The sequence below is a fragment of the Frateuria sp. GZRR35 genome (assembly GCF_051900415.1).
Lineage (GTDB): Bacteria > Pseudomonadota > Gammaproteobacteria > Xanthomonadales > Rhodanobacteraceae > Frateuria_A.
On record NZ_JBHZGL010000011.1, the window covers coordinates 59,450 to 73,244 of the forward strand.

The following is a 13,795-nucleotide window of genomic DNA, read 5'->3' on the forward strand; positions in this document are numbered from 1 at the left end:
CCTTCGGGCACCTTCCCCCGTTGAACGGGGGAAGGATCCAGGATGAAGGTTTCGCCCCCGCGGGAGGGATGCCATCGAGCCTTCCCCCGTTCCACGGGGGAAGGTGCCGACAGGCGGATGGGGGAAGCCTTGCGGGGAAGTGCGACCTACTGCACCTTGCCCAGGCCCGAGGGCCGCCGCGGATCGCTGGCCGCCTGGAGCGTGTTGCTGCGGTGGTCCCAGGTGACCACGTTCATGAAGCCCCAGGGATCACGCGGGTGCAGGGTGTAGCCCATGCGCTCGAGCTCTTTCGTGGTGGCCGGGTCGAACACGCCCTGCTCCACGTCCACGCGGTCGGGCAGGAACTGATGGTGGTAGCGCTTCTGGGCAACGATGGCGCTGGCGTCCTTGCCATCGATGAAGGCGAGGATGCCTTCGAGCACCTGGGTGATGATGGTCGAGCCGCCGGGCGAGCCGATCACCGCGGTGCGGTCCTGACCGATCACCAGGCTGGGCGACATCGAGGAAAGCATGCGCTTGCCACCCACCGGCGCGTTGGCCTTGCTGCCGAGCAGGCCGTAGACGTTGGGCTTGCCCGGCACCAGCGCGAAGTCGTCCATCTCGTCGTTGAGCAGCACGCCGGTGCCGGCGGCGACGAAGGTGGAACCGAGCGTGTAGTTCACCGTCGAAGTGACGGCGATCATGTTGCCGTCCTTGTCGATGATCGAGAAATGCGTGGTGTGCGGGCCGGGGTCGGAAGCGCCGGTGTGCGGCAGCATCGAGGAGGGCGTGGCCCTGTCCGGCAGGATGCTCTGGCGCAGGCCGTCGGCGTAGAACGGCGACAGCAGCATGTCCAGCGGCATCTTCACGAAATCCGGATCGCCGAGGTAATCGTTGTGGTCGCGGAAGGCGCGGCGCATCGCCTCGACCACGTAGTGCACGCGATGGGCGCGGTCGAGCTTGTCCATGTCCACGCCGCGCAGGATGTTAAGGATCTCGGCGATCGCCACGCCGCCGGAGGACGGCGGCGGCGCGGTGACGATGCGGTAGCCGCGGTAGTCCACGCTGATCGGTGCCCGTTCCTTGACCTGGTAGCCGGCCAGGTCCGCCGCGGTCCAGTTGCCGCCGGCCGCGCGCACGGCAGCCACCAGCTTCCTGGCCACTTCACCCTGGTAGAAGCCGTCGCGGCCCTCTTTGGCGAGGATCTCGAGCGTGCGTGCCTGGTCCGGGTCGCGCCAGAGCCTGCCTTCGACGGGCGGATTGCCGTCGACGAAATACTTGGCCTCGGAAGCGGGCCAGCGCTTCAGGTCGTCGGCACGCTCGGCGATCGCGTTGCGCAGGCGGCTGTCCGGCTTGAAGCCGTCGCGTGCGGTGCGGATCGCCGGCGCCAGCGAGGCCGACAGCGGGAGCTTGCCGTAGTGCCGGGAGAGCCAGGCCAGGCCCGCCGGCTCGCCCGGAATGCCGGCCGAAAGCGGACCGTTCAACGCCGCGTCGCGGTTGGGCGAGCCATCGGGATTGAGGTAATCCTTCGCATCCACCGCCGCCGGCGCCACTTCGCGCGCGTCGATGAACACCTCGCGCCCGTCCGAGGCGCGCCGCAGCACGGCCATGAAACCGCCGCCCAGTCCCGAACTCTCCGGCTCGACCACCGACAGCGTGGACGCTACCGCCACTGCCGCGTCGAATGCGTTGCCACCCCTGGCCAGCACGTCCAGGCCGGCGTTGGTGGCCAGGAAGTTGGCGCTGGCGATCGCCGCATGACCGGGTTTTGGAGCTGCCGTGGTGGCGGGAGCGGCGGGTTTCGCCTGGACCGGCGGGTCCGTTGCGAAGGCGGCGGTACTGGTCAGCAACAGGCTCAGCAACAGGGCTCGCCAACGCAGGGACAGACTCATGCCGTGGTCTCCTTGGCCATCAACTGGCGGTATTTCAGTTCGAGTTGCTCGCGCGTCTCGGCATGGCCGGGATCGAGGATGATGCACTCGACCGGGCAGACGACCATGCACTGCGGTTCGTCATGGTGGCCCACGCATTCGGTGCACAGGGCCGGATCGATGACGTAATAGTCCTCGCCCATGGAAATGGCCTTGTTGGGGCACGCGGGCTCGCAGACGTCGCAGTTGACGCAGGTGTCGAGGATCTTCAGGGACATGGCGTCAATGGTACAGCGGCGCGGCCATCCTTACGCGGGCGGTCCATTCCACGGCACGCGCAGGGCGGGCTTCAGTCCACCGGGGTTACACCGCGGCGCGGGGTGGGCTGAAGCCCACCTTACGTGGTCCTCAAACGAAAACGCCCGCGACACCTTGCGGCATCGCGGGCGCATCAAGCGCGTTGTCGCGCGGCTTACATCGCCACGAAGCGCACGGTCGCGCCGGTCGGCTGCAGCGCGGTCATCACGCGGTCCTTGTCGGCCTCGTCGCCGATGAACAGCACGATCACGTCCTTGAACGAGCCCGGCTTGGCGCCCGCGAAGGCGGCGGTCACGAAGTCGGCGGTCTTGGCCGAGTTCGGGCCGGCGAAGGCCAGCAGGTTGCCCGGCAGCACGCCACGGGCGATGACGTCCTGCACGTTGGTCAGCTGGCGGTCGTACTTGGCCTTGGCATCGTCGTCGTCGCCGGCCGGCACCAGGTAGGCGTACGGGCGCTCGGCGGTCATGCCCTGCATGTTGTTCTGCACGATCTGGCCCAGGTAGGCGTTCCAGGCCTGCGCATCGTTCGGGTTGGTCGGCTTGGGCGCGGCGGCCTGCTGGGTAGTCTGCTGGCTGTCGTCCTGTTTGTTGCAGGCGGACAGCGCCAGGCTGCCGGCCAGGGCGAAGGTTGCGGCGATCAGGAACTTACGCATGGGTGTCTCCCTGTGAGTGAGTGTGGGTTTGTCGCCAGCGCTGCCGCATGGCCTGTTGCACTGCCGGATGCACGAAACTGGAAATATCGCCGCCGAGGCGGCCGATCTCGCGCACCAGCGACGAGGAAATGAAGCTGTACTGCTCGGCAGGCGTAAGGAACAGCGTCTCCGCCTGCGGGATCAGGTGGCGGTTCATGCTCGCCAGCTGGAACTCGTATTCGAAGTCCGACACAGCGCGCAGTCCACGGATGATCACGCCCGCGCCCATGTCGGTGACGAAGTCGGCCAGCAGGCTGTTGAAGCCGCGCACTTCCACGTTGGGGAGGTCGGCCAGGGCCAGCCGCGCCAGCGTGATGCGCTCGTGCAGGCTGAAACCCGGCCCCTTGCTGGAACTCTCGGCTACCGCCACCACCACGCGCTCGAACAGCGGCGCGGCGCGCGATACCAGATCGGCATGGCCGTTGGTGATCGGGTCGAAGGTGCCGGGATACACGGCCAGGCGCTTGTTCACCGAGGCTTTGTTCACGTGGAGGCTGCAGCGCGAAAGTGGCGGCTAGCTTAACGGAAGCTCCGTGCAGCGGCGATAGAGCGTATGGCGCACCTCGCCCGCCTTCCCCTCGCGATGCAGTGACCAGTTCGCCGGCAGTGCCGGCACCTGGTCGCGCGGCGACTCGACATAGACCCAGGCCTGCGGCGTGAGCCAGCCGCGCTGCTCCAGCCGCTGCGCGAGCACCGGCCACAGGTCCGCGGCGAAGGGCGGATCCAGGAACACCAACCCGAAAGGCGTCGCCGCGCCGTCCAGGAATGCCACCGCATCGGCGGCGGTCACCGCGCCCTCGACCTTCAGCCGTGCGAGGTTGTCACGCAACGCCCTGGCCGCGCGTGCGTCGCGCTCGACGAAGCGCACCGCGCCAGCACCACGCGACAGCGCCTCGATGCCCAGCGCGCCGGTCCCGGCACACAGGTCCAGCGCCTGCACGCCGGCGATCACCGGCGACAGCCAGTTGAACAGCGTCTCGCGCACACGCTCCGGCGTCGGCCGCAGCCCCGGCAGGTCGGGCACGTCCAGCCGCGAATTCCGAAGGCTGCCCCCGATGATGCGGATCCGGCCGGTCACGCCGATGCCCTCTTGTCGGAGCGCACCCTGTGCGCGACCGCCATGGTTGTGCAAGCCGGCATCGGTCGTTCCCATGGAAGGCGCAGGCACGAACGGCCCTCAGCGGCCAGTCTGGTAGCGGGTGATAGCATCCGCGCATTGTCTTCGAAGCGCCGCCGCAATGCTCAAATTCTGGAAGAAGAAACCCACCGAAACGACTTCGGAGCAGCCGGCCGAACAGGGCCAGACATCGCCTGGCGATGCGCACGCCGCCGACGCGACCGCCCTGGACAACGCCAGCCCGGTGCTGGACGAAGCCCGCGCCGAGCTTGCCCCCGAGGAGCCCGCCGTCGTCGACGAGCCGCCGCCCCCCGCGACCGAGGCCGACCCCGCCCCCGCCAAGCGCAGCTGGCGCGAACGCCTCGCCGGCAGCGGCTTCGCCAAGGGCCTAAGCTCGCTGTTCGTGCGCCACCCCAAGCTCGACGACGACCTGCTCGACGAACTCGAAACCCTGCTTATCACTGCCGACGTCGGCGTGGAGGCCAGCACCACCCTGGTCGAGGGCCTGCGCAAGCGCATGCACAAGCGCGAATTCGCCGATGCCGACGCGCTGCTGGCCGCGCTGCGCGAAGCGCTGGTGGCGATGCTGGTGCCGGTGCAGCAGCCGCTGGACATCGGCGGCCGCAAGCCTTTCGTGGTGCTCACCGTGGGCATCAACGGCGTGGGCAAGACCACCACGATCGGCAAGCTCGCGCGCCGCTGGCGCGACGAGGGCCGTCAGGTGCTGCTCGCCGCCGGCGACACCTTCCGTGCCGCTGCGGTGGCGCAGTTGAAGACCTGGGGCGAGCGCAACAACGTGCCGGTGATCGCGCAGGGCCAGGACGCCGACTCGGCTAGCGTGATCTTCGATGCACTGCAGGCCGCCCGCTCGCGCAATGCCGACGTGCTGGTGGCCGACACCGCCGGCCGCCTGCACACGCAGGGCGGCTTGATGGACGAGCTGTCCAAGATCGCCCGCGTGCTCAAGAAGATCGACCCCGATGCACCGCACGAAGTGCTGATGGTGATCGACGGCACCACCGGCCAGAACGCGATCAGTCAGTTGCGCCAGTTCCAGCAGATCGTGGGCGTGACCGGCCTGGTGGTGACCAAGCTCGACGGCACCGCCAAGGGCGGCGTGGTGTTCGCGCTGGCGCGCGAGTTCGGCCTGCCGATCCGCTTTGTCGGCCTGGGCGAAAGCGCCACCGATCTGCGCGAGTTCGACGCGCGCGCCTTCGTCGACGGCCTGCTGCCGGCCACGCTGGCGCGGGCCTGAGCTGCGATGTCGCGGCGGCTGCGCATCGCGCTGCTGGGCCTGGCTGGCGTCCTTGTCGCCGGGCTGGTCGCATTGCTGGTCACCGTCTATCTGCTGCTTCAGCCGGAGCGCTTCACCGCGATGCTGCAGGAGCAGGCGCGCCAGGCCGGCCTCGAGCTCAGCCTGGCCAGTCCTGCCAGTCCCACCCTGTTCCCGCGCCCGGCGCTGGAACTCGAAGGGCTCACGCTCACCGCGCAGGGCGCGACCATGCCGATCCTGCTGGCCGCCAACGGTCGCCTGGCGCTGCCCTGGAGCACGCTGTTCGGCGGTCCGACGGTTATCTCCCGACTGGAGATCGATGCGCCGCGCGTGGACCTTGACGCCCTGCAGGCCTGGCTTTCCAGCCTGCCTTCGGGCGGCAACGGTGCGCCCAACATCCCGCGCATCGACACCGGCGTGCGCATCGCGCGCGGGACCATCGTCAGCGGCAACAAGCTGCTGTTGCGCGATTTCTCGCTCGATGCCGGCAATCTGCTTTCCGGCCAGCCGTTCCCGCTGGTGATCTCGGCCAAGGACGCCGGCGGCACGCCGATGCAACTGCGCCTGACCGCCACGCCACGTATCCAGGGCAACGCGCTGCAGCTCAACGATATCGATCTCAACTTCACCCGCGGCGCTGCGCTGGCCATGGGCCTGACCGGCGAGGCGCACTGGCATGGCGCCGCCGATGCGGCCGCCACGCTCGCCGGTTCGCTGGACCACGCCGACGCCGGCCGCTACGACATCTCGCTGCAGCTCACCCCGGCCAACCAGAGCGATCCACTGCTGCTCGCGCTCAAGCTCGACGGACCCGGCAATCACCTGGACCTGCGCCTGCCGCCACTGAGCGTGGCGCGCTGGTGGTCGCACATCAGCGACGAGGAAGGTCCGCGGCTGGGCGTGCCGCCCGGCAGGGGAAGCGTGGATGCGGCGACCCTGGACGTGGCCGGCGTGCACGTCGAAGGCCTGCAGATGACATTGACGCCCGCGCCTGCGTCCAGTGCCAGCACACCCGCCACAACGGCCAGCGACGGCCGATGAGTTCCACCCTCGCCGCCGACCTGCTGCCCTGGTTCGACCGCCACGGGCGCCACGACCTCCCCTGGCAGGCTGCCACGCCGGACGGGCGACGCGACGCCTACCGCGTGTGGCTGTCCGAAGTGATGCTGCAGCAGACGCAGGTCGTCACGGTCATCCCCTATTTCCAGCGTTTCACCGGCGCGCTGCCGACGCTGCGCGACCTCGCCGCGGCCGACGAGGACCGCGTGCTCGCGCTGTGGTCCGGCCTGGGCTACTACCGCCGCGCGCGCTTCCTGCATCGCGCCGCGCAGTTGTGCGTGGAGCGCCACGGCGGCGAACTGCCGCGTGACTTCGACGCACTCGCCGCGCTGCCCGGCATCGGCCGCTCGACCGCCGGCGCGATCCTCGCCCAGGCACACGGCCTGCGCTTGCCGATCCTCGACGGCAACGTCAAGCGCGTGCTCACCCGCTACCACGGCATCGAAGGCCACCCGGGCCTGAGCGCGGTCGAAAAACAATTGTGGGAACGGGCCGGCGTGCACACGCCGCACGAGCGCGTAGCCGACTACACCCAGGCGATCATGGACCTGGGCGCCACCATCTGCGTGCGTTCGCGCCCGCTGTGCCTGGCCTGCCCGCTTGCCGACGCCTGCGTCGCGCGCCGCGAAGGGCTTACCGCACAGCTGCCCACGCCGAAGCCTGGCAAGACGCTGCCCACGCGCGGCACCACGATGCTCGTGCTGCGCGATGCGCAGGGCCGCGTGCTGCTGGAACGGCGTGGCCCGAACGGGGTGTGGTCGGGGCTGTGGAGCCTGCCCGAAGCGCCCGATCACGACACCGCCTGGCGCCTGGCGCAGACGCACGCACAACTGGACGACGCGCAACCACTCACGCCCTTCGTCCACGTCTTCAGCCATTACCGGCTCCAGGTCGAGCCGCTGTTGTTCGACGGCGCGACAGGCCATCCCTCCATCGCCGATAATGCGTCGCTGCGCTGGTACGCCGGCGACGAGTGGCCAAACCTCGGCCTGCCCGCTCCCGTGCGTACCTTGCTCGAAACGTTGCATCCACCGCTCACGTCACACACCAGCCGTTCGCGCCGAGCGTAGCCCGCGACAAGCGGGCGAAGTCGAAGCGCCGCATCGCGACCCATCGACTCCGGCCTGCGGCCTACGCTCAAGGCGAACGGTACCTAGGAATCCCACATGCCCCGCACCGTCCACTGCGCCAAGCTCGACATCGACGCCGAAGGCCTCGACTTCGCCCCCTGGCCTGGCCCGCTGGGCCAGCGCGTCTACGAGCACGTATCGAAACAGGCCTGGCAGCAATGGCTTGCCCACCAGACCATGCTGATCAACGAATACCGCCTCAATCCGCTGGAGGCGAAGACCCGCCAGTTCCTCGCTGGCGAGATGGAAAAATACTTCTTCGGCGGCGGCGAGGTGACCCAGCCCGCCGGCTACGTCGCCCCCGACGAGCCTTGACGCACGCGCCCGCACCCTGTTTAATGCGCGGCTCGCATAGCACGCATTCAAGCGTGCTGACGTCTTCCCGGCCGGGTAGCTCAGTTGGTAGAGCAGGGGATTGAAAATCCCCGTGTCGGCGGTTCGATTCCGTCCCCGGCCACCAATTCCAAGCCTTCACACTGACAGTTGCCCGGAATTTGCCCGGATTTCTGGAGAAGGCATGGCATCCATCCGACAGCGCGGCAAGTCCTGGCGAGTAGAGCTTTTCGTCAACGGTCGCCGTCAATCCCGATCCTTCAAGACCGAGGCTCTAGCCCAGTCATGGGCAGACCAGCAAGAGCTGCGTCTTGAGGTATGCCGATGCTCCGCGCGGCCGTCGAGGATCACAAGCTTGCCGCCGTCCTGCCCCGCCGTTTCATTGAAGCTTTGGGCAAGGCTAATTTCTGCCACAAGGAACTCGTGGACGCTGCGTTCCCCGTAGGCGAGCAATGCGGCATCTACTTCCTGATCCGCGACTTTCAGGTCACCTATGTCGGGCAGACCGTTCGCCTGTTTGAGCGCCTAGCCCAGCACAAGAGGCGCGGTCGCCGCTTCGACTCGTTCTCGTTCATCCCGTGCGCGGCTGAACACCTGGACGAGCTGGAAAAGACCTACATCACCCTGCTGTTCCCCGAGGAAAACACCACCATCGGGAAGCAGATTGATGAAAAAGCACCCCGATCATCGGTCCGCGCCTGACGGGATCGGATAGGGCCTGACTCGCGGGGCAACGTGAAAGTAACGCATACAGGTTGGCGGGGATGTAGGCGTATTCCTGTGCCGTGGTCCGCCTGATGCGCCGGGTGCGTGGGCTACCCAGCCGTACTGCTCTGGCTGTGGTAGTTGTGCAATGACCTCTTTCGAGGTCATGGTAAAGTTGGATTGGCTGCTAGGGGAATACAGATGAAGCGCGCAATTGCACTTTGCTTGGCCATGTCGTTTAGCCACGCCTCTGCTTCCCAAAGCCGACAGATACTCATTGAGGAATACGGCGATTCGACCACCACGGGATACACAATCGTGGATGGAAGAAGCTTGGTGACGTCGGCAAATGAGCCGAATATCCTTCAGCGCCTCGTCCGTGCCGATTTTGGCGATTCCGTCGTGGTCAGTAACGAAGGCGTTGGGGGCATCGAGTCATGGCATGCCCTGACCGGTAACGATGGCGTGCATGCCAACTGGGAGAGCCTGATGTCCAAGTCCCAGGCACAGATCATCACGCTCAATTTCGCGTTGAATGACGCCTACTACAACCGCGTACCCGCCCCGGATGCGCTGAATGAAGGGCCGCAAACCTACAACCAAATACTGACTCAGCTAGTTGGCATCGCGAAGAAGCACGGGAAGATCGTTGTTCTTTACGAGCCGAATCCATCTTGCCACCCGACGAAAGCAGGCCTGGTTTACTACGTGATGCAAATAGGCATGGTGAGTAACGCCACGCAAACGCCGTTGGTGGCGCAGTACTGGAGCATTGTTTCCATGCCAAATTGGCAGGACATGCTTTCGGATTGCACTCACCCGAAAGATGAGCTTTATCGGATCAAGGCGCAAAATGCGTACAAGGTGCTTAAGCCAATAATCCGTGGCTTGACGGGCTAAATTACCGGCCATAGCGGTATCCGCGCACATCAATGTACGCAGCGGAACCCGCTGTGACGGCATAGAAATAAACCATCGCCCTAGACGGCGTTGGCATTTCCAAGAAAATACGTTGCCCGCCTGTGCAAGTGTCGATCGTGGCAGTGTTATCCAAACCGCTTTCGGGGACGTCCAAGAAAAGTTGGCTGCTTCCCGTGTTAACCACCTGGAGCATGGCAACGCTTGCTGTCGGGGGCATCGCTGGCGACAGATCGACGACGCCACTTGCTCGGCCTCCAGCGTTACCGCCATTGAGGCAACGAAATGGGGCGGTACGCCGGACGATGTAATGAATTGCATCGCCGGCGTGAAGAAAGCGGTAGATCGCGCCTGAGCCATCCGTTAATACGCTGCCCGCGCGACGGGATCCGGTTGCCGCCCGGTGCCCGTTCGAAGGCAGCGCCGGTTTTACCTTGTTGTCCAGGTGCGACCATCGCCGCTTTTCACCTGCTCTTCACGGATTTAGACCGATCTTGTCCGGCTGGCGCAAAGGAATCGGGCTCGTGAATCACCGCACGTGGAAATGCCTGCTGGCCGGCGGAAGCCATCACGGAAAGATCATCAGCAAGGTCACCGATGCTGCGCTCTCCTTTCCGCCCACATTGAGCGTCGAGGGTGAGCTCTATCACCCGATGACGATGACCTCGGCGACGAGCGTGGCGCCGGAATGGACCGGCGCGTGCGTCATGGCGCACTGCTACGCGACGCTCGAACAGGTCAACGACGCGCACCGGCTGCTCCTGCTGAGCTGAGCGCGGAGGCGCCGGCGGAACAGCCGCGCGCTCAGGCCGGGTCCACCACCTCGTCCGCGGGCATGCCCGGTTCCGGCACGAGTGCCACGAACAGCTCGGCGAGGTCCTCGCCGCTGAACGGCTTGCGCAGGAAAGCATCCATTCCCGCCTCGTACGCCTGGGCTTCCTCGTTCCCGCCGGAGCGTGCGGTGACGGCGATGATCGGGGTGCGCCGACCGGCTTCCTCGCGTTGGCGGATCAGCCGGGCGACCTGGAAACCGTCGACGCCGGGAAGGTCCAGATCCAGCAGAATCGCATCGAAGCGCGACTGATCCAGCTCGGCCAGCGCGCCCAGGCCGTTGGCGACGTAGCAGACGCGGTGGCGCTGGCGTTCGAGCTGGCCGCGGATCACCGCTGCGACGATGGCGTCGTCCTCGACCAGCAGCACATGCAACGAGCGGCCAATCGGCGCGGAGGCCACAACGGTCGCACCGACGCCGCCAGCAGGCGGTTGCAGCGGCAGGCGCACGCGGAAGGTGGTGCCCTGGGCCACGCGTGATTCCAGCTCGATGTCGCCACCCATCATGCCGACCAGCTCGCGGCAGATCGCCAGCCCCAAGCCGCTGCCGGCGCGCCGTTGCGGGCCGTCGACCTGCTCGAAGCGCTGGAACAGCCGCGCCTGCGCCGATTCGGGGATGCCCGGGCCGGTGTCGGCGATGCTGAAGACCAGGCCGTCGGCGTAACGCTGCACGCACAGTTTCACGCTGCCGTATTCGGTGAACTTCAGAGCGTTGTGGGTGAGGTTGAGCAACACCTGCTTGATGCGCACCGCGTCGCCGACGACCTTTGGCGGCAGGTCGTCGGCCAGGTCCACGGTGAGCGACAGGCGCTTGGCCTGCGCGTGGCCCAGCTGCAGTTGCGCCACGTCGTCGACGAGCTGGCGCGGGTCGAACGGGGCGCACTCCAGATCGAGCCGCCCAGCCTCGATGCGCGCAAGGTCCAGCGCGTCGTTGAGCAGCTTGAGCAGCATGCCGCCGGAGCGTTGCATGGCCAGGGTGTACTCGCGCTGTTCGGGCTTGAGCGGCGTGGTCAGCAACAGCTCGGCCATGCCCATCACGCCGGTCATCGGCGTGCGGATCTCATGGCTCAGGGTGGCCAGGAACTGTGTCTTGGCAGCGCTGGCCTCCTCGGCCAGGCAGCGCTGCTGCTCGGACATGGCGATGCGATGGCGCTGCGCGATGCGCCGGCGCCAGAACCGCAGGGCGGTCCACACGACCAGCACCAGGGTGATGGCATAGGTCAGCCAGGCCCACCAGCGCGCCCACGGCGGCGCCTCCACATGGATGCGAAGCGGTGCGGCCAGGTGCGCCCAGGCGCCACCGGCGCCGACCGCCATCACGCGCAACGTGTAGTCGCCCGCGCCCAGCCCGGCGAAGTCGCGCTGGCCGCGGCTGTCGACGTCCACCCAACTGTTGTCCAGCCCGTCGAGCCGGAAGCGGTAATGGTTGGCCGACGGATCGACGTAGGAGAACACGCGCGCCTCCACGCCCAATTCGCGATCGCGCCAGTCCACCTCGACCGGACCGGGACCCAGCGGCAGATCGACCAGCACGCCGTGGCGGCGCACCCGCACACGGGTCAGCGCCAGTTGCGGCACGGTAGCCTGCTCGCACACGCGGTCGGGGTTGAAAGCGACCACGCCGCCGAGCGTGGGTGCGTAGAGGTTGCCATCGGGCATCAGCGCGAAGCCGCGCGAGAATTCGGTGTTGCTCAGGCCATCCTGCAGGCCGAACGAGCGGAAGCGGCCGGTATCCGGATCGAACCGCCACAAGCCATCGGTGCCGAAGATCCACACCCGCCCGCGCGCATCCACGCGCATGTCGACCACGCCGACCGAGGGCCAGCCGTGCGCCATGTCCACGTGGCGCACCAGCGCCAGGCCGTCGCCGTGGTAACGGTACTGTTCCAGCCCGTCGGGCGTGGCCAGCCACAGGCCGTCGGTGGAGAAGCTGAAAGCCTCCACCGAGATGCCGGTGGGCCCGCCGGGCACCGGCTCGAAGAAGCTGTGCGTGGCGTCCAGCTGCATCAGGCCGCCTTCGCTGGCGTAGTAGAAGGTGCCGCGGTCGTTGAGCGTCATCTGCGCGCCCCACAGCATCTTGTCGTCGGCCTGGTGCATCGGGACGCGGGTCACCTGGAGCGTGTCCGGATCGACGCGGAACAGGCCCTCGCGGAAAGTGCGAACGTACAGGCGATGGTCGGGGCCGGGCTCGACTTCCAGCGGACGGCGGAACATCAGGCCTTCCGGATCGACCGCGACGGCCTGCGACCCCTTCGTGCGATAGAGCGTCCCCTGCACCGCCACCCACAGGCGGCCGCCATTGCCTTCGGTCATGCCCAGCACATCGCCGCGCAGGCCCGAGAGCACGTGTTCGACCTTGCCGGTGTACGGGTCGAGCCGATCCACGCGCCCGTCGCGCTCGCCGACCCAGATGCGGCGGCCATCCCGGCCGCGCGCCATGGTGGTGGCCACCGAATCGCGCAGGCTGGCCGAGTTGTCCGGCACGTGCGTGTAGCGACTGAAGCTGAACCAGCCCGGCGCCAGGTAGGCCACGCCGCCATCGAGCGTGGTCACCCACAGGCCGCCTTCGCGATCGACGTAGAGCTGCCACACCCAGGTACCCGGCAGATTGCCGTAGAGCACCGGGCGGTTCATCACGGGAAGGACCGGACCGTCCGGCCGCTCCTGCAGGAACAGGCCCCGCTGGGTGCCGATCCACAGCCGGCCAGAGTGGTCGCGGGTGCTCACCATCACGTTGGTGTCGGGCAGCACGTCGCGGGCGAAACGGTGCGCGCGGCCGTCCGGCCCGACGACCAGCAACCCGCGCACGGTGGCGATGCGCACTTCATCGCCATTGCCGTCGATGCGCCATGCATCGACCGTCTGCGCCGGGTCGGCCGGCAGCACCTGGTGCCAGCTGCCGTCGGTGTCGCGCCGGAAAATGCCGTGGATGCTGCCGACCCACAGGCGCTGGCGCGGGTCGACGTAGAGCGCTGCCACTTCGCCGAAGTCGGCAGGCGTGGGCCCGAGCAACGGGTTGACGACGTGCTCGAAACTGCCGTCCGCGCGCATCCGGTCCAGCCCGAAGCGGGTGCCCACCCAGAGGCCGTCGGCCGTCTGCGCCAGCGCCCACACCTTTTCGCTCACCAGGCTGCCGGGATCGGCCGCATCGTGTTTCCAGTGCTCAAACCTGCCGGTGGCGGCATTGAGCCGGTTCAGGCCGGCGTCCAGCCCGGCGGCCCACAGCCGGCCCTCCTTGTCGATCAGCAGCGAGGAGATGCCGTTGCCGGCAAGCGAATCGGGGTCGCCGGAAACGTGGCGGAAATTGCGGAACTCCACACCGTCGAAACGCGCGATGCCGTTCTTGGTGCCGAACCACATGGTGCCGTCCGGCGCCTGCACGGCGGTGTAGACCAGGCTGCTCGGCAGGCCGTCGGCGCTGCCGTAGCGGCGGAACTGCGGGGTCGGCAGGACCCGGTCCGCAGACGCTTCGGCAGAAACGGGAGCGGGGGCCGGCGCATTGGCGGCCGCCGCGGGCACACCCAGCAGCAAGCCAACGCCCAGCAGCAACGCGGACATCATGTGTTTTCC

General features: G+C 67.4%; 13 protein-coding genes and 1 tRNA gene. 8 read left to right on the forward strand and 6 right to left on the reverse strand.

Annotation, left to right across the window (positions count from 1 at the left end; all coding sequences use genetic code 11):
• Positions 1 to 146: 146 nt before the first annotated feature.
• The 5 genes from ggt to rsmD all read right to left on the reverse strand — a co-directional run bounded on the left by ggt (position 147) and on the right by rsmD (position 4,012).
• Positions 147 to 1,871 (reverse strand): gamma-glutamyltransferase, encoded by a 1,725-nt coding sequence (ggt, locus tag ACFWZ3_RS13130; RefSeq protein ID WP_439708166.1) that lies wholly within the window; start codon positions 1,869 to 1,871, stop codon positions 147 to 149.
• The gene (locus ACFWZ3_RS13135) at positions 1,868 to 2,128 is read right to left on the reverse strand and encodes a YfhL family 4Fe-4S dicluster ferredoxin (protein ID WP_209615844.1); all 261 of its coding nucleotides are present in this window, start codon (positions 2,126 to 2,128) and stop codon (positions 1,868 to 1,870) included. Before ACFWZ3_RS13135 ends, ggt begins: the two co-directional genes overlap by 4 nt.
• 194 nt (positions 2,129 to 2,322) lie before the next feature.
• The gene (locus ACFWZ3_RS13140; RefSeq protein WP_439708167.1) at positions 2,323 to 2,820 is read right to left on the reverse strand and encodes a hypothetical protein; all 498 of its coding nucleotides are present in this window, start codon (positions 2,818 to 2,820) and stop codon (positions 2,323 to 2,325) included.
• On the reverse strand, positions 2,813 to 3,346 hold the full coding sequence (gene coaD / locus ACFWZ3_RS13145) for a pantetheine-phosphate adenylyltransferase (RefSeq protein WP_439708168.1): 534 nt from the start codon (positions 3,344 to 3,346) through the stop codon (positions 2,813 to 2,815). Before coaD ends, ACFWZ3_RS13140 begins: the two co-directional genes overlap by 8 nt.
• 27 nt (positions 3,347 to 3,373) lie before the next feature.
• Positions 3,374 to 4,012, reverse strand: a complete 639-nt coding sequence (gene rsmD / locus ACFWZ3_RS13150) for a 16S rRNA (guanine(966)-N(2))-methyltransferase RsmD (RefSeq protein WP_439708169.1) — start codon at positions 4,010 to 4,012, stop codon at positions 3,374 to 3,376.
• An 85-nt stretch (positions 4,013 to 4,097) separates the two neighbouring features.
• Between rsmD and ftsY the strand changes: the two genes are divergently transcribed.
• The 8 genes from ftsY to ACFWZ3_RS13190 all read left to right on the forward strand — a co-directional run bounded on the left by ftsY (position 4,098) and on the right by ACFWZ3_RS13190 (position 10,167).
• On the forward strand, positions 4,098 to 5,231 hold the full coding sequence (gene ftsY, locus ACFWZ3_RS13155) for a signal recognition particle-docking protein FtsY (protein WP_439708170.1): 1,134 nt from the start codon (positions 4,098 to 4,100) through the stop codon (positions 5,229 to 5,231).
• Between the two features lie 6 nt (positions 5,232 to 5,237).
• Positions 5,238 to 6,290 (forward strand): AsmA family protein, encoded by a 1,053-nt coding sequence (locus ACFWZ3_RS13160; RefSeq protein ID WP_439708171.1) that lies wholly within the window; start codon positions 5,238 to 5,240, stop codon positions 6,288 to 6,290.
• On the forward strand, positions 6,287 to 7,378 hold the full coding sequence (mutY, locus tag ACFWZ3_RS13165; protein ID WP_439708172.1) for an A/G-specific adenine glycosylase: 1,092 nt from the start codon (positions 6,287 to 6,289) through the stop codon (positions 7,376 to 7,378). The genes ACFWZ3_RS13160 and mutY overlap by 4 nt, the downstream gene beginning before the upstream one ends.
• Before the next feature lie 96 nt (positions 7,379 to 7,474).
• Positions 7,475 to 7,753 carry an oxidative damage protection protein gene (locus ACFWZ3_RS13170; protein ID WP_439708173.1) on the forward strand — a complete coding sequence of 93 codons (279 nt, stop codon included), beginning with the start codon at positions 7,475 to 7,477 and terminating at the stop codon, positions 7,751 to 7,753.
• A 69-nt stretch (positions 7,754 to 7,822) separates the two neighbouring features.
• Positions 7,823 to 7,898 (forward strand) — tRNA-Phe (locus ACFWZ3_RS13175).
• A 197-nt stretch (positions 7,899 to 8,095) separates the two neighbouring features.
• A complete protein-coding gene (locus tag ACFWZ3_RS13180; protein ID WP_439708174.1) occupies positions 8,096 to 8,473 on the forward strand; it encodes a GIY-YIG nuclease family protein in 378 nt (125 codons plus the stop codon).
• Positions 8,474 to 8,677: 204 nt separating this feature from the next.
• Positions 8,678 to 9,376: an SGNH/GDSL hydrolase family protein gene (locus ACFWZ3_RS13185; RefSeq protein ID WP_439708175.1), complete on the forward strand. Its 699-nt coding sequence runs from the start codon at positions 8,678 to 8,680 to the stop codon at positions 9,374 to 9,376.
• Positions 9,377 to 9,918: 542 nt separating this feature from the next.
• Positions 9,919 to 10,167 (forward strand): hypothetical protein, encoded by a 249-nt coding sequence (locus tag ACFWZ3_RS13190; protein WP_439708176.1) that lies wholly within the window; start codon positions 9,919 to 9,921, stop codon positions 10,165 to 10,167.
• A 31-nt stretch (positions 10,168 to 10,198) separates the two neighbouring features.
• Here the strand turns inward: ACFWZ3_RS13190 and ACFWZ3_RS13195 are convergent, their stop codons facing one another.
• Complete coding sequence (locus ACFWZ3_RS13195; protein ID WP_439708177.1) at positions 10,199 to 13,783, reverse strand: ATP-binding protein; 3,585 nt, start codon at positions 13,781 to 13,783, stop codon at positions 10,199 to 10,201.
• Positions 13,784 to 13,795: the final 12 nt, after the last annotated feature.

Coding starts and splice junctions, on each gene's coding strand:
- mutY (WP_439708172.1), top strand. CDS start 6,287: ATGAGTTCCACCCTCGCCGCCGACCTGCTGCCCTGGTTCGACCGCCAC.
- ACFWZ3_RS13195 (WP_439708177.1), bottom strand. CDS start 13,783: ATGTCCGCGTTGCTGCTGGGCGTTGGCTTGCTGCTGGGTGTGCCCGCG.
- rsmD (WP_439708169.1), bottom strand. CDS start 4,012: ATGGGAACGACCGATGCCGGCTTGCACAACCATGGCGGTCGCGCACAG.
- ACFWZ3_RS13140 (WP_439708167.1), bottom strand. CDS start 2,820: ATGCGTAAGTTCCTGATCGCCGCAACCTTCGCCCTGGCCGGCAGCCTG.
- ACFWZ3_RS13180 (WP_439708174.1), top strand. CDS start 8,096: ATGCTCCGCGCGGCCGTCGAGGATCACAAGCTTGCCGCCGTCCTGCCC.
- ACFWZ3_RS13135 (WP_209615844.1), bottom strand. CDS start 2,128: ATGTCCCTGAAGATCCTCGACACCTGCGTCAACTGCGACGTCTGCGAG.
- ACFWZ3_RS13185 (WP_439708175.1), top strand. CDS start 8,678: ATGAAGCGCGCAATTGCACTTTGCTTGGCCATGTCGTTTAGCCACGCC.
- ACFWZ3_RS13160 (WP_439708171.1), top strand. CDS start 5,238: ATGTCGCGGCGGCTGCGCATCGCGCTGCTGGGCCTGGCTGGCGTCCTT.
- ftsY (WP_439708170.1), top strand. CDS start 4,098: ATGCTCAAATTCTGGAAGAAGAAACCCACCGAAACGACTTCGGAGCAG.
- ACFWZ3_RS13170 (WP_439708173.1), top strand. CDS start 7,475: ATGCCCCGCACCGTCCACTGCGCCAAGCTCGACATCGACGCCGAAGGC.
- ggt (WP_439708166.1), bottom strand. CDS start 1,871: ATGAGTCTGTCCCTGCGTTGGCGAGCCCTGTTGCTGAGCCTGTTGCTG.